The organism is Roseomonas sp. F4 (assembly GCF_053891155.1).
Window position 1 is genome coordinate 48,597 of sequence record NZ_JBSSHK010000002.1, and the last position, 16,099, is coordinate 64,695.

10 protein-coding genes are annotated in these 16,099 nt (G+C 71.4%); 7 read left to right on the plus strand and 3 right to left on the minus strand.

The window, feature by feature from the left end:
* Nucleotides 1-11: 11 nt before the first annotated feature.
* Entirely contained in the window at nt 12-989 is a 978-nt protein-coding gene (locus ACVFYP_RS07695) for a UDP-glucuronic acid decarboxylase family protein (RefSeq protein WP_499199577.1), read from the minus strand.
* Nucleotides 990-1,173: 184 nt separating this feature from the next.
* Between ACVFYP_RS07695 and ACVFYP_RS07700 the strand changes: the two genes are divergently transcribed.
* Nucleotides 1,174-6,285: an alpha-2-macroglobulin family protein gene (locus ACVFYP_RS07700; RefSeq protein WP_499199578.1), complete on the plus strand. Its 5,112-nt coding sequence runs from the start codon at nt 1,174-1,176 to the stop codon at nt 6,283-6,285.
* 173 nt (nt 6,286-6,458) lie between these two features.
* A complete protein-coding gene (pbpC, locus tag ACVFYP_RS07705; protein WP_499199579.1) occupies nt 6,459-8,381 on the plus strand; it encodes a penicillin-binding protein 1C in 1,923 nt (640 codons plus the stop codon).
* A 57-nt stretch (nt 8,382-8,438) separates the two neighbouring features.
* Here pbpC and ACVFYP_RS07710 read toward each other — a convergent pair whose 3' ends face one another.
* Nucleotides 8,439-9,041: an RluA family pseudouridine synthase gene (locus ACVFYP_RS07710; RefSeq protein WP_499199580.1), complete on the minus strand. Its 603-nt coding sequence runs from the start codon at nt 9,039-9,041 to the stop codon at nt 8,439-8,441.
* A 109-nt stretch (nt 9,042-9,150) separates the two neighbouring features.
* Between ACVFYP_RS07710 and ACVFYP_RS07715 the strand changes: the two genes are divergently transcribed.
* On the plus strand, nt 9,151-10,056 hold the full coding sequence (locus ACVFYP_RS07715) for a PfkB family carbohydrate kinase (protein ID WP_499199581.1): 906 nt from the start codon (nt 9,151-9,153) through the stop codon (nt 10,054-10,056).
* 122 nt (nt 10,057-10,178) lie between these two features.
* Nucleotides 10,179-11,189, plus strand: coding sequence for an SMP-30/gluconolactonase/LRE family protein (locus tag ACVFYP_RS07720; RefSeq protein WP_499199582.1), 1,011 nt, complete (start codon nt 10,179-10,181; stop codon nt 11,187-11,189).
* A gap of 48 nt (nt 11,190-11,237) precedes the next feature.
* Here the strand turns inward: ACVFYP_RS07720 and ACVFYP_RS07725 are convergent, their stop codons facing one another.
* Entirely contained in the window at nt 11,238-12,260 is a 1,023-nt protein-coding gene (locus tag ACVFYP_RS07725) for an ABC transporter substrate-binding protein (protein ID WP_499199583.1), read from the minus strand.
* A 155-nt stretch (nt 12,261-12,415) separates the two neighbouring features.
* Between ACVFYP_RS07725 and ACVFYP_RS07730 the strand changes: the two genes are divergently transcribed.
* Genes ACVFYP_RS07730 through ACVFYP_RS07740 form a run of 3 tightly spaced genes read left to right on the plus strand, consistent with a single transcriptional unit; the run spans nt 12,416 to nt 16,097 of the window.
* The gene (locus ACVFYP_RS07730; protein WP_499199584.1) at nt 12,416-13,354 is read left to right on the plus strand and encodes a tripartite tricarboxylate transporter substrate-binding protein; all 939 of its coding nucleotides are present in this window, start codon (nt 12,416-12,418) and stop codon (nt 13,352-13,354) included.
* Nucleotides 13,354-14,094 (plus strand): aspartate racemase/maleate isomerase family protein, encoded by a 741-nt coding sequence (locus tag ACVFYP_RS07735; protein WP_499199585.1) that lies wholly within the window; start codon nt 13,354-13,356, stop codon nt 14,092-14,094. The genes ACVFYP_RS07730 and ACVFYP_RS07735 overlap by 1 nt, the downstream gene beginning before the upstream one ends.
* Complete coding sequence (locus tag ACVFYP_RS07740; RefSeq protein WP_499199586.1) at nt 14,094-16,097, plus strand: tripartite tricarboxylate transporter permease; 2,004 nt, start codon at nt 14,094-14,096, stop codon at nt 16,095-16,097. Before ACVFYP_RS07735 ends, ACVFYP_RS07740 begins: the two co-directional genes overlap by 1 nt.
* Nucleotides 16,098-16,099: the final 2 nt, after the last annotated feature.

A 16,099-nucleotide genomic window follows, 5' to 3' on the forward strand; every position in this document is an offset into this window, starting at 1 on the left:
CCGGAAGCGCGTCAGCGCGCCGCCGCGTGCAGTGGCAGCCGCAGATCCAGCAATTCGGAGAAATAGGCGATGGTGCGGCGCAGCCCTTCCTGCAACGGCACTTCCGGCTGCCAGCCCAGCAGGCTGCGCGCCAGAGTGATGTCCGGGCAGCGCTGCATCGGGTCGTCCTGCGGCAGCGGCCGCAGCACGAAGCCGGCGCGGGACCCGGTCTGTCGCGCCACCTCCTCCGCCAGTTCGCGGATGGTGAATTCGGATGGGTTGCCGATGTTCACCGGCCCGCTCACGCCATCCGGCGCGCGCATCAGCCGCACGATGGCGTCGACCAGGTCATCGACATAGCAGAAGGATCGCGTCTGCCGCCCATCGCCATAGAGTGTGATCGGCTCTCCGCGCAGCGCTTGCACGATGAAGTTGGACACCACGCGCCCATCCTGCGGATGCATGCGCGGACCATAGGTGTTGAAGATCCGCCCGACCCTGATCTCCACCCCGTCCTGGCGGTGATAGTCGAAGAACAGCGTTTCCGCGCAGCGCTTGCCCTCGTCGTAACAGGCGCGGATGCCGATGGGATTGACGTTGCCACGGTAGCTTTCCCGCTGCGGATGCACCGCCGGGTCGCCATAGACCTCGGACGTCGAGGCCTGGAAGATCCGCGCGCCCAGGCGCTTGGCCAGGTCCAGCAGGTTGATCGCGCCATGGACGGAGGTACGCACCGTCTGCACCGGATTGTGCTGGTAATGCACCGGGGAGGCCGGGCAGGCCAGGTTGTAGATCTCGTCCACCTCGACCTGGATCGGCTGGGTGACGTCGTGGCGGATCACCTCGAAATGCGGATGCGGCAGCAGGTGGCGGATATTGTCCCGCGAGCCCGTGAAGAAGTTGTCGAGGCAGATCACCTCCTCCCCCTCCGCGAGCAGCCGCTCACACAGATGGGAACCGAGGAAGCCGGCGCCGCCGGTAACCAGGACGCGTTTGCGCGCGCGCTTCATGCGAGAGGCTCCCAGAAGGGGTGGGGCGCTGCCCCGGCCCGGGCAGCCTGCGCCGAGGCTGCTTGCGAAAGCGTGAATCCCACGGGCCTCGCGCCGGTTATTTGTTCGGACGATCCTGGCTGCGCTGCTGCACGCCATCCCCGTGGCGTGCCATGCTGCCCAAAACGCCGCGCGGGAGCCGCCCATGTCGCCACGCTTGTTGCTGCCTGTCCTGATGCTGCTGGGCTGGCTGCTGCCGGGGGTCGCGCAGGCCTTCGACCCGCCGGGCCTGCCCAATGACGCGGCGAATTACGAAAATACGCTGAACCGCCGCTTCCCCGCCGGCGCCACGCCGCAGCAGCGCAGCCAGGCCGAGACCCGCGCCCGCGCGGCGGAAGCCCGCAATGACTGGACGGCTGCCGCCACGGCCTGGGAGGAGCGCGTCGGCGCCGGCCAGGCCACCGCCGATCATTGGATGGCGCTGGCCCGCGCCCAGCTCGCCCGCAACCCGCCGGAGGCGCTGCGCGCCCTCCAGGCCGGCTGGCGCGCCTATATGATGGTCCCCGGCGGCGCGCCCGAAATCCCCTCCCTGACCCTGATGGCGGAGGCGCTGCGCCGGCTGAACCAGCCGATGTGGCAGATCGAGGCGCTGGAGGCTGTGGTGGAACGGGCGCCGGAGGATGTGAAGCAGCGCGAGCTGCTCAGCGCCGCCCGCCGCGCCGCCGGCCTGCTGGTGCGCCGCATCCAGACGGAGCCGGATGCCGAGCCGGCGCGGGCCTGCCTGACCTTCAGCTCCGCCCCCGCTCGCCGCACGGATTGGCAGCCTCAGGACTGGCTGACCGCCGATCCGCCCTTGCCGGAGATGGCGGTGACCCGCGAAGGCGATGTGATCTGCGTCGCCGGCCTGCCCTGGGGCCAGACCACGCGGCTGACCCTGCGCACCGGCCTGCCCGGGGAGGATGGGCTGCGGATGCTGCGCGACACCACGCTGCGCATCGCCATGCCGAACCGCCCCGCCCGCATCGCCTTCGACAGCCGCGCCTTCCTGCTGCCGCAGGGCCAGGAGCCGCGGGTGACGGTCGCCACCGTGAATGTCACCGCGCTGCATCTGCGACTGGTCCGGATCACGGAGCGCAACACCGTGCCGCTGATGCGGGACTGGCGGCCGGGCCAGATCATGGATGAATGGGTGGCGGAGAATCTGTCGGAGGATCTCGGCCGCATTGTCTGGGAAGGCCGCGCCGAACTGCCCGCCGCCGAGCCCAACCGCATGACCCGCACGGCCCTGCCGTTGCCGGAGGCGCTGCGCGCTTCGGGCCCCGGCATGTATGTGCTGGTGGCGCGGCCGGGGGATGGCACGCGGGGGCGGGGCAGCGCCTCGCTGGCCGTGCTGGCGACCGATCTCGGCATCACCGCCTGGCGCGGGCCGCAGGGGCTGGCCGTGCAGCTGCGCGGATTCTCGGATGCCGCGCCGCGTTCCGGCGTGCGGGTGGCGCTGCTGGCGCGCAACAATGACGTACTGGCGGAAGCCGAGACGGGCGCGGATGGCCTGGCGCGCTTCGGCGCGGCGGCGCTGCGTGGCGCCGGCCAGCTTGCCCCGCTGGCGGTGCAGGCCTTCTCCGGCGAGGATTTCGCCACGCTGAACCTGGAAAGCGCCGCCTTCGACCTGACCGATCGTGGGGCGGAGGGTCGGCCGCATCCGGGGCCGCTGGATGCTTTCCTCTGGCTCGACCGCGGCATCTATCGCCCGGGTGAGGTGGTGCGGGTGGGCGCGCTGCTGCGCGATGGCGGCGGCCAGCCGGTGGACCTGCCGGCGCGGCTGCGCATCAAGCGCCCCAATGGCCAGGTGTTTTTTGAATCCGTGCCGGATCGGGTGGCGGGCGCGGCCTTCGTGGCGCTGGTGACGCTCTCGGCCAGCGCGCCCGCGGGCGCCTGGACGGTGGAGGTGCTGGCCGACCCCAACGCCCCGCCGATCGGCACCACCACCTTCCGGGTGGATGCCTTCGTGCCGGAACGGCTGGAAGTCACCGCCGGCCCGACCCCCGGCCCGCTGGTGGCCGGACAGGCGCTGGAGGTGCCGGTCACGGCCCGCTTCCTCTATGGCGCGCCCGGCGCCGGGCTGACCGGCTCGGCGGAGCTGCGCCTTTCCGTCGATCCGCAGCCCTTCGAGGCCTGGCGCGGCTGGCGCTTCGGCCTGATGGACGAAAGCTTCACGCCGGACATGCAGGCCTTCGACGTGCCGGAGACGGATGCAGAGGGCAAGGCGACGCTCTCCCTTCTGCTGCCCCAGGCACCGGACACCACCCGGCCGCTGCGTGCCGATGTCTCGGTGCTGATGTCGGAGCCCGGCGGGCGCACCAGTGGCACGCGCCTGTCCCTGCCGGTGCGCGCCCGCGGCACCCTGCTGGCCATCCGACCGGCCTTCGAGGGCGGCGCGGTGAATGACGGAGCGGAGGCCGCTTTCGACATCGCCGCGGTAAACCCGGACGGCGCCGCCACCAGCGGCACGCTGCGGGTGCGGCTGGTGCGGGAAAGGCCGGATTGGCGCATCGTCACCCGCGAACGCCTCGCCCGCTATGAGACGGTGTGGCGCGATGAGCCGGTGGATTCCACCGATGTCCAGGTGGCCCCCGGCCGCCCGGCGCGCTTCGCCCGCAACCTGCCCTTCGGCCGCTACCGGCTGGAGGTGACGGAGCCGAATGGCCTCGGCATCGCCAGCTACCGTTTCCGCGCCGGCTGGGCGCAGGCGGAATCGGCCGAGGTGCCGGACCGCGTCGATGTCGCCGCCGACCGTCGCGCCTATGCGGCCGGCGACACGGCGCGGCTGCGCATCACCCCGCCCTTCGCCGGCCGCGCCAGCATCGCCGTGCTGACCGACCGGCTGGTCTCCCTGCGAGAGGTCGAGGTGCCGGAGGCGGGGCTGGAGGTGGAGGTGCCGGTGGCCGCCGAATGGGGGCCTGGTGCGCATGTCGCCGTCACGGTCTTCCGGCCCGGCAGTGCCCCGGCGGGGCGGCCGGCGCGGGCGCTGGGCCTCGCCTGGATCGGGCTGGACCCGGCGGCGCGGCGGATGGAGCTGACCATCGCCTCGCCCGCCTTGGCCCGGCCGCGCACCCGCGTGGATGTGCCGATCCGCCTTGCCGGCGCCAGCGGCACCGCCATGGTGACCCTGGCGGCCGTCGATGAGGGCATTCTACGGATCACCAACTTCGCCTCCCCCGATCCGGTCGCGCATTTCCTGGCGCGGCGGCGGCTGGGCCTGGATATTCGCGACGATTACGGCCGACTGATCGCCCCGGCGGAAGGCGAGGCCGCGCTGCTGCGCCAGGGTGGCGACGGCATGGAGGGTGGCGCCGGGCTCCAGATTCCGCAGCGTCTGGTGGCGCTGTTCGAGGGGCCGGTGCAGCTCGCCTCCGATGGCACTGCGACCATCCCCCTCGACCTGCCGGATTTCGCCGGCGAGTTGCGGCTGATGGCGGTGGCCTGGGACGGCAGCCGCATCGGCGCGGCGGCCAAGCCGATGACGGTGCGGGAACAGGCGGTGGCCGAGATGCTGCTGCCGCGCTTCCTGGCCCCGGGCGACGAGGCACGGCTGCCGCTGCTGCTGCACAATGTGGAACTGCCTGCGGGCGATTTCCGCATGAGCCTGACCGCGACCGGCGCCATCGAACTCGCCGGCCTGGCCAGCTTCGACCAGTCCCTGGCCACCGGCGCCCGCGCTGTGCCGGCGACCACGCTGCGCGCGACCATGGTGGGGCAGGGGGTGGTGCGGCTTGCCGTCACCGGCCCGGATGGGTTTCGGACCGAGCGCGAGGCAGCGATCACCATCCGCTCCTCCCGCCCCCCGGTGACGGAGGTGGCGGTCAGCACGCTGGCTCCCGGCGCCACCGCGCCACTGGCCCTGCCTTCGTCCCGCTTCCTGCCCGGCACCTGGCGGGCCACGGCGAGCTGGGGCGCGCCGGTGCGCTACGACCCGCAGGCCCTGCTCTCCGCCCTGCGGCGCTTCCCGCTGGACTGCGTGGAACAGGCTTCCTCCCGCGTCCTGGCGCTGTCCTACGCCCCGGCCAATCCGGACACGGCGCAGGAGGATGCGGCGCTGCTCGGCCGGGCCATCGCCTCCGTGCTCGATCGCCAGACCTATTCCGGGCGCTTTGGCTATTGGAGCGCGGAGGGCCAGGTGCAGGAATGGGCCAGCCTCTATGCGACGGAAGCGCTGCTGCGGGCGCGCGCCAATGGCGCCCCGGTGCCGGAGGCGGCGCTGAACACCGCGCTTCAGGCCGCGGAGGATGATCTGGAAAGCGGCGGCGACACGCCGGAGGCGCTCTCCGTGCAGGCCTATCGCGTGCATGTGCTGTCGCTGGCCGGGCGCAACCGGCTGGGCGCGGCGCGGCGGCTGGCGGAACAGCTCGACCGGCTGCCAACGCCGCTCGCCAAGGCGCAATTGGCCGCCGCCTTCGCCCGGGCGGGCGATCGGGGGCGGGCGGAGGCGATCTTCGCCGACAGCCTGGCCGCCCCGGCGCGGCAGGTCTGGTACAGCGATTTCGGCAGCGCGGCGCGGGATGCGCTGGCCACTGCCCTGCTGCTGCGCGAAAGCGGCGTGGCGCAGGACCGGCTGCCGGCGCTGCTCGGCCGTCTGCCCGGATCGGAATTCACCCCGGCGGTGAGTAATACCCAGGAACAGGCCTGGGCCGTCGCCGCCGCCTTTGTGCTCGGTCGGGATGGCCGGCCGGCGCGCATCACGCTGGATGAGCGTGACCTGCCGGTGGCCGGCGTGGTGACCGCACCGCTGACGGCAGCCGGGGAGGTGCGCAACCGGGGCGATGCGCCGGTGGTGCAGGCGGTGTCGCTGACCGGCGTTCCGACCTCACCTCTGCCCGCGGCGTCGCAGGGGATGCGGGTGGCGCGGCGCTTCTTCGCGCTGGATGGCCAGCCGCTGAACCTCGACACGCTGCGCGCCGGCACCGGCTTCGTGCTGCTGATGGAGGTGCGCGCCACCACCAACGAACAGCACCAGGCCATGCTGATCCAGGGCCTGCCAGCCGGCTGGGAGATCGCCGGGCGGCTCGGCTCGGGCGAGGTGCAGGGCATGGCCTGGCTCGGCACCCTGACCGAGCCGGAGGCCCAGCCCGCCCGCGACGACCGCTACGCCGCCGCCATGACCCTGACGGCAGGTGAGCCCCTGGCGCGCTTCGCCGTCCGGCTGCGGGCGGTGACCGCAGGGCGCTTCGAACTGCCGGGGATGGAGGCGCAGGACATGTACCGTCCGGGCGTTTTCGCGCGGCAGAACGCGGCGCGGATCACGGTGTTGCCGAGCGAGTGATGGAGGGGTGTGCGCGTGATAGCCCTCTCCACCCAACGGGGGGAGAGGGTTGGGTGAGGGGGGCTTTGGGTGGCGAGGGCGCGCCTTCCAAGTCGCGGCCCCCCTCACCCCCACCCTCTCCCCCTGTCAGGGGGAGAAGGAGGCGCCTCGTTCTCGCCGGCTGTCTTGGCTTCGTGATCGCCACCACCCTCCTCACCCTCGACCGCGCCTTCCCCCCCAACCTCGCCCGCCTCCACGCCGGCGTCGAAATCCTGGACCGCCAGGGCCGCACCCTTTCCACCCTGCCGGCCACGGGCGGCATCTGGCGCCTGCCCACGGCCACCGCCGATGTGCCGCCGCACCTCCTCGCCATGCTGATCGCGGCGGAGGATGCGCGTTTCCGCTGGCATCCGGGCGTCGATCCCCTGGCGTTGGGCCGCGCAGCCTTCCAGTGGATTCGCGCCGGGCGGATCGTCTCCGGTGGCTCCACGCTGACCATGCAGGCCGCCCGCCTGCTGGAACCCCGGCCCCGCACGCTGCGCAGCAAATTCGTCGAGATGCTGCGCGCCCTGCAACTGGAAGCGCGGTTCAGCAAGGACGAAATCCTGGGCATCTGGCTGACCCTGGCCCCCCAGGGCGGCAATCTGGAAGGGTTGCGCGCCGGCTCGCTCGCGTGGTTCGGCCGTCAGCCGGGCCAGCTCGACGCCGCCGACTCCGCTCTGCTGGTCGCTTTGGCCCGGCGGCCGGAGGCGTTGCGGCCAGACCGCCATCCGGACGCCGCGCGCCAGGCCCGCGACGCCCTTTTGCGCCAGCGCGCCCCCGGCGCCGGCCAGGTGAGCGCGGCGGAGCGTGACCTCGCCCTGGCCAGCCCGGTGCCCGCCGCCCGCCAGCCCATGCCGCGCCTGGCGCCACACCTCGCCCGCCAACTGGCCCAGGGCGCGGAACCGGGCGCGCGCATCCGCACCACCCTCGACCGCGACCTGCAACGCGCGGCGGAGGCGCTGGCGGAGGACCGGCTGCTACCCCTGTCGGACCACGCCGCCATGGCGATGGTGGTGGCGGAAATCGAATCCCGCGAAATCCGCGCCCTTGTCGGCGGCAGTTTTGGCGTCGAGACCCGCGCCGGCATGCTGGACCTGACGCGCGCCATCCGCTCCCCCGGCTCGGCCCAAAAACCCTTCCTCTATGCGATGGCCTTCGAGGCGGGACTGGCGCGGCCCGAAACGCTGGTGGCGGACCTGCCCTTCCGCTTCGGCAATTACGCGCCGGAGAATTTCTCCCGCGACTTCATGGGCCGCATCACGGCGGCCGATGCTCTGCGACAGTCGCTGAACCTGCCGGCGGTGGCGCTGCTGAGCGAGCTGGGCGTGCTGCGCTATGCCACCGCGCTGAAGCTGGCCGGCAGCCCGCCACGCATGGCGCCGGGCGCGGAACCTTCCCTGCCGTTGGCGCTCGGCGGGGCGGGGACGACGCTGCGGGAGTTGGTGGCGCTCTATGCCCTGCTCGGCGATGCCGGCCGCGCCGCGCCATTGGTGGCGCTTCCGGGGGCCGCTTCCGCGCCCGTGCAGGTCCTGCGCCCGCGCGCGGCGTCGGAGGTGGCGGGCATACTGGTAAATCCCTTTCCGGGGGGCGGGCCCGAGGGGGTGGCCTGGAAGACCGGCACCTCCTGGGGTGGGCGGGATGGCTGGGCGCTGGGGCTGGATGCGCGGCATGTGGCGGGCGTCTGGGTCGGACGGCCGGATGGCACGCCGATTCCGGGCCTCACCGGGCGGACCGCCGCCCTGCCGGTACTGGCCGCGATCTTCGCCCGCCTGCCCGCCGCGCCGCGCCAGCCGCTGCGCATCCGCGCGACCCCGCGCCCCTTCGCCGAGGCCGCGGACCGGCTGCGCCTGCTGTTCCCCATGCCCGGCGCCGAACTGTCGGAGGGGGCCGGCCATGTCACGCTGCGCGCCGCCGGCGGCCGCCGCCCGCTGACCTTCCTGGTCGACGGCGCCCCGCTGGACCACCACCGCGCCCGGCGCGAGGCCGCCTGGACCCCGCCCGGCCCAGGTTTTTATCGGGTGACGGTGCTGGACGCGGATGGCGTTGCGGCGGCGGCCGAGTTGCGCGTGCGGTGAGCGCGGCGAGGCCCGGACCTCAGCCTCAGGCCTCCCATCCCTCAGATCTGGCCTGACCTATCCCCCGCAGGCCCGGATCGCCGCCTGCATATGGGCGGGCACCGGCGCCTCGAACCGCAGTTCGGGCTCCAGCGGCAGGGTCAGGGCGCGCGCCAGAAGGTGCAGGCCACCAGCCTGGCCGCCGCCATACAGCGCATCGCCCAGGATCGGGCAGCCGAGATGCGCGCAATGCACCCGCAACTGATGCGTCCGCCCGGTCTCCGGCGCCAGTTCGAGCCAGGTGAGTCCCGCCCCGCGCCCCAACACCCGCCAGGGGCTGCGCGCGGGGTCGCCCTTCGCATCCACCTGCATCCGCCAGCCCTGCGCCGCGCTGCTGATCTTTTTCAGTGGCGCCTCCACCACGCCCGATTCGGCGCCGGGATCGCCGCGCACCACGGCCCAATAGGTTTTTTGCACTTGCCGCGCGGCGAATAGCGCGTTGATCCGCGCCAGCATCGGCGCGGTGCGGCCCAAGGCCAGGCAGCCCGCGGTATCGGCATCCAGCCGGTGCGCCGGCTGCGGCAGCCGCTTCTTGCCGAGGCGCAAGGCGGGCAGCCAGCTCTCCAGGCTTTCGCCCTGGCGGGCGGAAACCGGCAGGCCGGCGGGCTTGTCCAACACCATCAATTCAGGATCCAGGTGCAGGATGCGCGTGCGCAGCCAGTCCGGCAGAGGCGGCGTCGCCGCAATCTCCGCTTGGCGAAACCCTCCGCGTGATGGAACCCTGGGTGGCATGACCGAGCCTGACCTCCCGCCGATCGTCGTCTGCCTCGGCAGCGTCGTCATGGACCACACTTTCCTCGTGCAGGATATCGTCCAACCCCCCTCGAAGAACCGCGCCACCGGCTACAGCCTCGGCGCGGGCGGGCTTGCGGCCAATGCCTCGGTCGCCGTGGCCCGGCTGGGCGGGCGCTGCGTCTTCTGGGGGCGGGTCGGGGATGACCTCAACGGGCCTCCTCTGCTGGAGGCGCTGGCGGAACAGGGCGTCGATGTCTCCCATTGCCACAAGGCGACGGGCGGCCGTACCCCGGTCTCCGCCGTGCTGGTCGACCCGGTGGGGGAGCGCAGCATCTACGCCTATCGCGGCGACAATCTGGGTACGGACCCGGCCTGGCTGCCGCTGCATATCCTGGACGGCGCCCAGGCCTTTCTATGCGACCCGCGCTGGGCGGAGGGCAGCGCCCGCGCGCTGGATTACGCCCGCGCCCGCGGCATCCCCACCGTGATCGACGGCGAGAAAAGCGAGACGCGCCTGCTGCTGGACCTGATTCCGCGCAGCGATCATGCGGTGTTCTCCGAACCCGGCCTGGCCAATTACGCCCCGGGCGCCCGGCCGGTCGAGGGGCTGCGCAAGGCGATCGCGGAGGGCTGCCTGGTGGCCGCCGTGACGCGGGGGGAAAAGGGCACGCTGTGGCTGACGGCGCAGGACCCCGAACCCCGCATCACCCCTGCCTTCCGGGTCCAGGCCACCAACACCACCGGGGCGGGGGATGTGTTCCACGGCGCCTATGCGCTGGCCATCGCGGAGCGCCAGAAGGTGGACCACGCCATGCGCTTCGCCTCCGCCGCCGGTGGGCTGCGGGCGCGGGACGGCGCGACTCCGAGTCGCGCGATGGTCGAGGAATTGCTGCGCGGCTGAGCTGCCTCACGTTTCGGTGATGTCGCCCCGCCAAGGATCGGCGGGCTGTGGCCCATTGGGACGACATGCGAGCCTCCCGCCGGCCCGTCAGAGGCCGGAATGAACAAGGGAAGGAATCGCTTATGTCCTCCAGCCGTCGCGCCCTGCTGGGCGCCGCCGGCGGGGTGGTCGCGCTTGCCGCCACACCCGCCTTCGCGCAGCGCGAAGCTCCCGGCCGTTACCCGGACCCCTCCATCGAGGTGCTGGACCCCAGCTTCAACCGCTACCGCCTGGCGCTGGCGGCGGTGGAGCGGCTGGCGACCGGCTTCCGCTGGAGCGAGGGGCCGGTCTGGTTCGGCGACCAGCGCTGCCTGGTCTGGTCCGACATCCCCTCCAACAAGATGATGCGCTGGAGTGAATCGACCGGCCGCGTCGATGTCTTTCGCGAACCCGCCAACAACGCCAATGGCAATACGCGCGACCGCCAGGGCCGCCTCATCACCTGCGAACATCTGACGCGCCGCGTCACCCGCACGGAGCTGGACGGCCGCATCACCGTCATCGCCGACAGCTATGACGGCAAGCGGCTGAACAGCCCGAACGATGTGGTGGTGAAGTCCGATGGCAGCATCTGGTTCACCGATCCGCCCTTCGGGATCCTGGGCTTCTATGAGGGCGAGCAGGCCACGCCGGAACTGCCGACCAACCTTTACCGCGTGGCGCCCGATGGGCGGATCAGCATCGCCACCGGCGATGTCGGCCGGCCCAATGGCCTCGCCTTCTCCCCGGATGAGCGGATTCTGTATGTGGTGGAGGCGGCGGCGACGCCGCGGGTGATCCGCGCCTTCGATGTCGGCGATGACGGCCGCCTGACCAACAACCGCATCTTCCACCAATGCAAGGATGGCGAGACGCCGGACGGCTTCCGCGTCGATGTCGACGGCAATCTGTGGTGCGGCTGGGGCATGGGCACGCCGGAGCTGGATGGCGTGCGGGTGCTGAACAAGGATGGCGCGCCGATCGGGCATATCCGCCTGCCGGAACGCTGCGCCAACCTGACTTTTGGTGGGCGCTTCCGGAACCGGCTGTTCATGCCGGCCAGCCGGTCGCTCTACGCCCTGTATGTGAACACGCAGGGCGTCGCCTACGGCTAAGTTTTTGGCGGATTCTCCCCCGCGGGATGCGGGGGAGGGGCTGCGCCATCAGACGATCTTGCGGTCGTCCGGCAGGAAGCGGTCCGTATAGGTGAAGTCCATGGTCGGCGTGACCGGGATGCCAAAGGCTTCCGCCACCTGGCGGGCGGAGGTCTCGAAGCGCTCCTTCACCACGGAGGAGACGCCATTGGCGCGCACATGCGGCGTCAGCAGTGCGACCTCATTGATCAGCTCATTGCGCGCGATCTCCACCGCCGTGTCGATCAGCGGTTCCCGCCGCTTCAGCGACGCCATGGCGGCGTCGGGCTCGGCCAGCATGGCGCGCAGCCCGCGGATGGTCGCCTGGTTGAAGCCGCGCACCACATCCGGATTCTGCTCGGCGAAAGCCTTCCGCACCACAAGGCCGGAGGAATAGAGCTGCACGCCCCACTGGTTGTATTGCAGCCAGCCGATGTCACGCAGAGGCACGCCGGAGCCCACCAGGTTCAGCGCCGTGGTGGTCAGGAAGCCCAGCGTGGCATCCGCCCGCCGCTGCAACACCATGGTGTCGCGCAGCTGCGCCGTCACCGACAGCAGGTTGATCTTCGACACATCCAGCTGGTTCGCGCGCGCAAAGATCGGGAAGAGCAGATGCGTGCCCTCGCCCGGGGAGACGGAGACGCTGCGCCCCTCCAGGTCCTTCGGCTTGGTGATGCCGGAGGATTTCAGGAAGATCGCCGCATTGGGGGAGGCATCATACAGCACGAAGACCGAGGTAACCTGGCTGCCCGGATTCTCGTGGTTGAACTTCAGCGCCAGGTTGGTGTCGGCGAAGCCGATGTCATAGGTGCCGGCGGCGACCTTGGTCAGCGTGTCCCCCGACCCGAAGCCACGGTCGATCTGCACATCCAGCCCGGCTTCCGCGAAGTAGCCGCGGTCGGCGGCGAGCGTCCAGGCGGAATGGGCGGATTGCCAGGCCCAGTCCAGGCAGAATTTGACCGGCCGGCGCGCACCCTGGGCGAGGGCGGGTGCGGCCAGGCTGGGCAGCAACAGGGCAGATGTCAGGACATTTCGGCGGGTGAATGCGTGCATCTTGGGCAGCCTCCGATCAGGGATCGCGCAGCGCGCGACGCCTTGGCTGTTCAGCAATTGCCGTGCCGCGAAGTGGCATCGCCGGAACGCTGGACAGGGGTGGTTTCGCGCCCGATCCTGTGCGGGAGGCAGAAAGGACAGGACAAATGCGAGCGATGCGATTCCTCGGAGTGATGCTTGCCGCGATTGCGGCACTCGCCAGCCCGGTCATGGCCCAGCCCTGGCAGCCAACGCGGCCGATCGAGATCGTGGTGCCCTTCACCGCCGGGTCGCTCGCCGACCGCAACATGCGCGTCGTGGCGCCGCTGCTGGCGGCGGAGCTCGGCGTGCCCGTCGCGGTCCAGAACATCCCCGGCGCCAATGGCTATAATCGCATCTACCGCGCCGCGCCGGATGGCCAGACCATCGGCTATGGCGACCCGGTGGCGCAGATGGCGCTGGCCATCGTCCAGCCGCAGCCCTTCGACGTGATGCGCTTCACCTGGCTCGGTCATTTCTCGGCCGGGGTGCAGACCATGGTGGCCTCCGCCCGCGGCCGGGTGGCGAGCCTGGAAGCCCTGCGCGGCCTGCGCCAGCCGGTGCGCTGCGGCACCTTTGGCGGTATTTCCACCGGCGCCGCGCAATGCGCGCTGCTGGGCGCGCAGTTCGGCTTCCCGGTCGCCTTCGTCTCCGTCCAGGGGCCGCCGGAGCTGGTGCTGGCGGCGGTGCGGGGCGATGTGGACGTCGCCTCGCTCGGCCCGACGCTCTGGCGCGACCATATCGCGGCCAATGCGGTGCGGCCGCTGCTCTCCTGGTCCGGCCAGCGGGATGCGCGGCTGCCGGAACTGCCGGCGCTGAATGACATCAACCTGGCCAACCTGTCCGATGTCACGGTGATCCGCGGCGTCGCCGCCCCGCCGGCCTTGCCGGTGGCGATCCGGGACCGGCTGATCGCGGCGCTGAACGCGGCGATGACCAAGCCGGAATGGGAAGCCTTCGTCGCCCAGGCGCAGCTGGAACGCGACTGGACCTTTTCCTCCACCTACCCGGAGAGCCTGGCCCGCGCCCAGGCGCTGCTGGCGCAGAACGCCGCCACGCTGCGCGGCGCCTTCTGATGCAGAGCCTGCTGCTGCCCGGCTGGCGAGCGCGGATCGGCGTCATCAGCCCGACCGTGCTGGAACGCATCCCGCTAGATTTCCAACGCATCGCCCCGGAAGGGGTGATGATCTGCGGCATCACCACCGGCATGGGCGGCTGGGCCGGCAACCAGTACGGACAGGCGCTGGCGCAGTTGAAGGAGTCGGTCCGCTACCTGGCAGCGCGCAAGGTGGATTTCATCCTGCACGTCGCCTCCCCCATCGTGGTGGCGCAGGGGCCGGGCTATGACCGCGTGCTGCTGGCCGAGATGGCGGAAATGGCCAACGGCATCCCCTGCGGCACCACCATTCGCTGCGCGCTGGATGCCTTCGCGGCGCTGGAGGCGAAGCGCATCCTGGCCGTTACCCCCTTCCACGAAACGCTGAACGGCCAGATGCGTGCCTTCGTCGAGGCGGAGGGCTACAGCTTCTCCCGCATCGCCAGCGTGCCCGCGCATTTCGACTTCCTGCAGGATATCCCGCCGGATGTGCTGTTCCGCGCCGCGCTGGACGCGGCGGCCGAGGATCCGGATTTCGACGCCATCTGGCTGCCCTCCGGCCAGGTGCCGGCGGTGGAGGTGGTTCGGGCGCTGGAAGCCCGCCTGGGCAAGCCGGTGGTGGCCCAGAACCACGCCGACTTCCTGGCCGCCTTCCGCGCGCTCGGCGTCACCGGCATCGCCCCGGGGCATGGCATGCTGCTCGATCGGTTCGCCGGCTGATGGACAACCTCGCCGCCGCACTGATGGAAGGCCTGGCCCAGGCCACCACCTTCGACGCGCTGGTCTTCATGATCTTCGGCACCGTCGTCGGCTACGTCTTCGGCATCCTGCCGGGGCTGCAATCCATCACGGCCATGTCGGTCTTCCTGCCGCTGACCTATTGGTGGACCCCGGCCCAGGCGATGTATTTCTTCGCCGGCATCATCGGCGCCGCCGGCAATGGCGGGGCGGTGACGGCGATCGTGCTGAACATTCCCGGCACGGCGCAGAATGCGGCGACGACGCTGGAAGGCTATCCGATGACGCGCGCCGGCCGCGCCGTCTTCGCGCTGAACCTCTCGGCTTCCGCCAGCTGGCTCGGCGCCGTCTTCGGCGTGGTGGTGCTGATCGCGCTGGTGCCGGTCTTCCTGCCCTTCCTGCTGTCCTTCGGCCCGGCCGAGACCTTCTGGGTCGCGGTCTTCGGGCTGGTGACCATGGTGCTGGCGGTGGCAGGGTCGCCGGCCAAGGGGCTGATCGCCATAGCCATCGGTGTCTTCCTGGCCATCATCGGCATGGGCGGGCCGCGCCTGCCGGTGCCGCGCTTCACCTTCGGCAGCAGCTATCTGCTGGATGGGCTGGAGATCGTCGTTGTCATCATCGGCTTCCTCGTCGTCTCGGAATGCCTGTTGCAGGTGGCGGGTGTCTGGGCGCGGGGGCGTGACTCCGGCGTGGCGACCAATGCCATCGCCAGGGTCGGCGACGACTGGAAGCAGCAGATGGTGGATGGCTGGAAGGCGCCCTTCCGCTACCCCGGCATCTTCCTGCGCTCCTCCGCCCTCGGCACTGCCGTGGGCGCGCTGCCCGGCGTGGGCGGCACCGTAGCGCAATTCCTGTCCTACAACCTCGCCGTCGCCACCACGAAGGATGCCAGCCAGATCGGCAAGGGGGCGGAGGACGCGCTGGTGGCGACGGAGGCCGCGACCAATTCCAAGGAAGGCGGCGCGCTGTTCCCGACGCTGCTGTTCGGCATTCCCGGCAATGCGGAGATGGCCCTGGTGCTGGCCGCCTGGCAGATCCACGGGCTGGAGCCGGGGCCGAGCTTCATGACCACCCATGGCGCCCTGGCCTGGGCGCTGGTCTTCGGGCTGCTGTTTTCTAACCTGGTGGCCAGTGTCGGCACGGCGGCGGCGAGCCCCTGGCTGGCGCGGCTGCCGGGCTTCGACATGGGCATTCTGGCGCCGGCGGTGCTCGTGGCCTCGCTGATGTCAGCCTATACCGTGCGCTCGAATTTCCTCGATCTTGGGTTGCTACTCGGCATCGGCGTCTTTGGCGCCTTCCTGCGGCTCTACGGTTATTCGGTGATCGGCGTGGTCATCGGCTTCGTGCTGGGCGATGTGATCGAGCGGAATTTCTACACCGCGCTGCAAAGCTCGCTGGGCGACTACTCCGTCTTCGTCGGATCGCCGGTGGCCGCCGTGCTGGCGGCGATCACCGCCATCGCGGCGCTGGTCTGCACCGCGAAGGTGGCGCGTGGGCGGCGGGAGGCGACGGATGCGGCGGGCTTCTCCACCGGTGCCATCCTGTTTGCTGGGCTGATGCTGGCATCGGCGCTGGCACTGCTGTGGCAGGCGATGGCGCCGGGCTGGCGGGGCGGCAGCGTGGCGCCCGGCGTGCTGGGCCTCGCCGCCCTGCTTCTGGCGCTGGTGCTGGTCCAGGCCTGGCGGGGGCGGGAGGCGGCAGCGGTGCCGGAGGCCAGCGCCACGCTGCGGCTGGCAGGCTTGCTGGTGGCCGCTCTGGCGGTGGCGCTGTGGCTTGGCTTCCTCGCCGGCATGGCGGCCTTCCTGGCGGCCTTCTGGATCGGCGTGCAGCGCCGGCCGCTGGGGCGCGCCCTGGCGCTGGTGGCGATCTTCGCCCTCGCTGTTCCGGTCGGCTTTTCCTTGCTTGTGGAAAGCCAGCTCTGGCGCGGCGTGGTGGCGCCGCTGGTGCCCGGGCTACTGGGCGGCGAGGTGATGCCCTCGCCGTAACG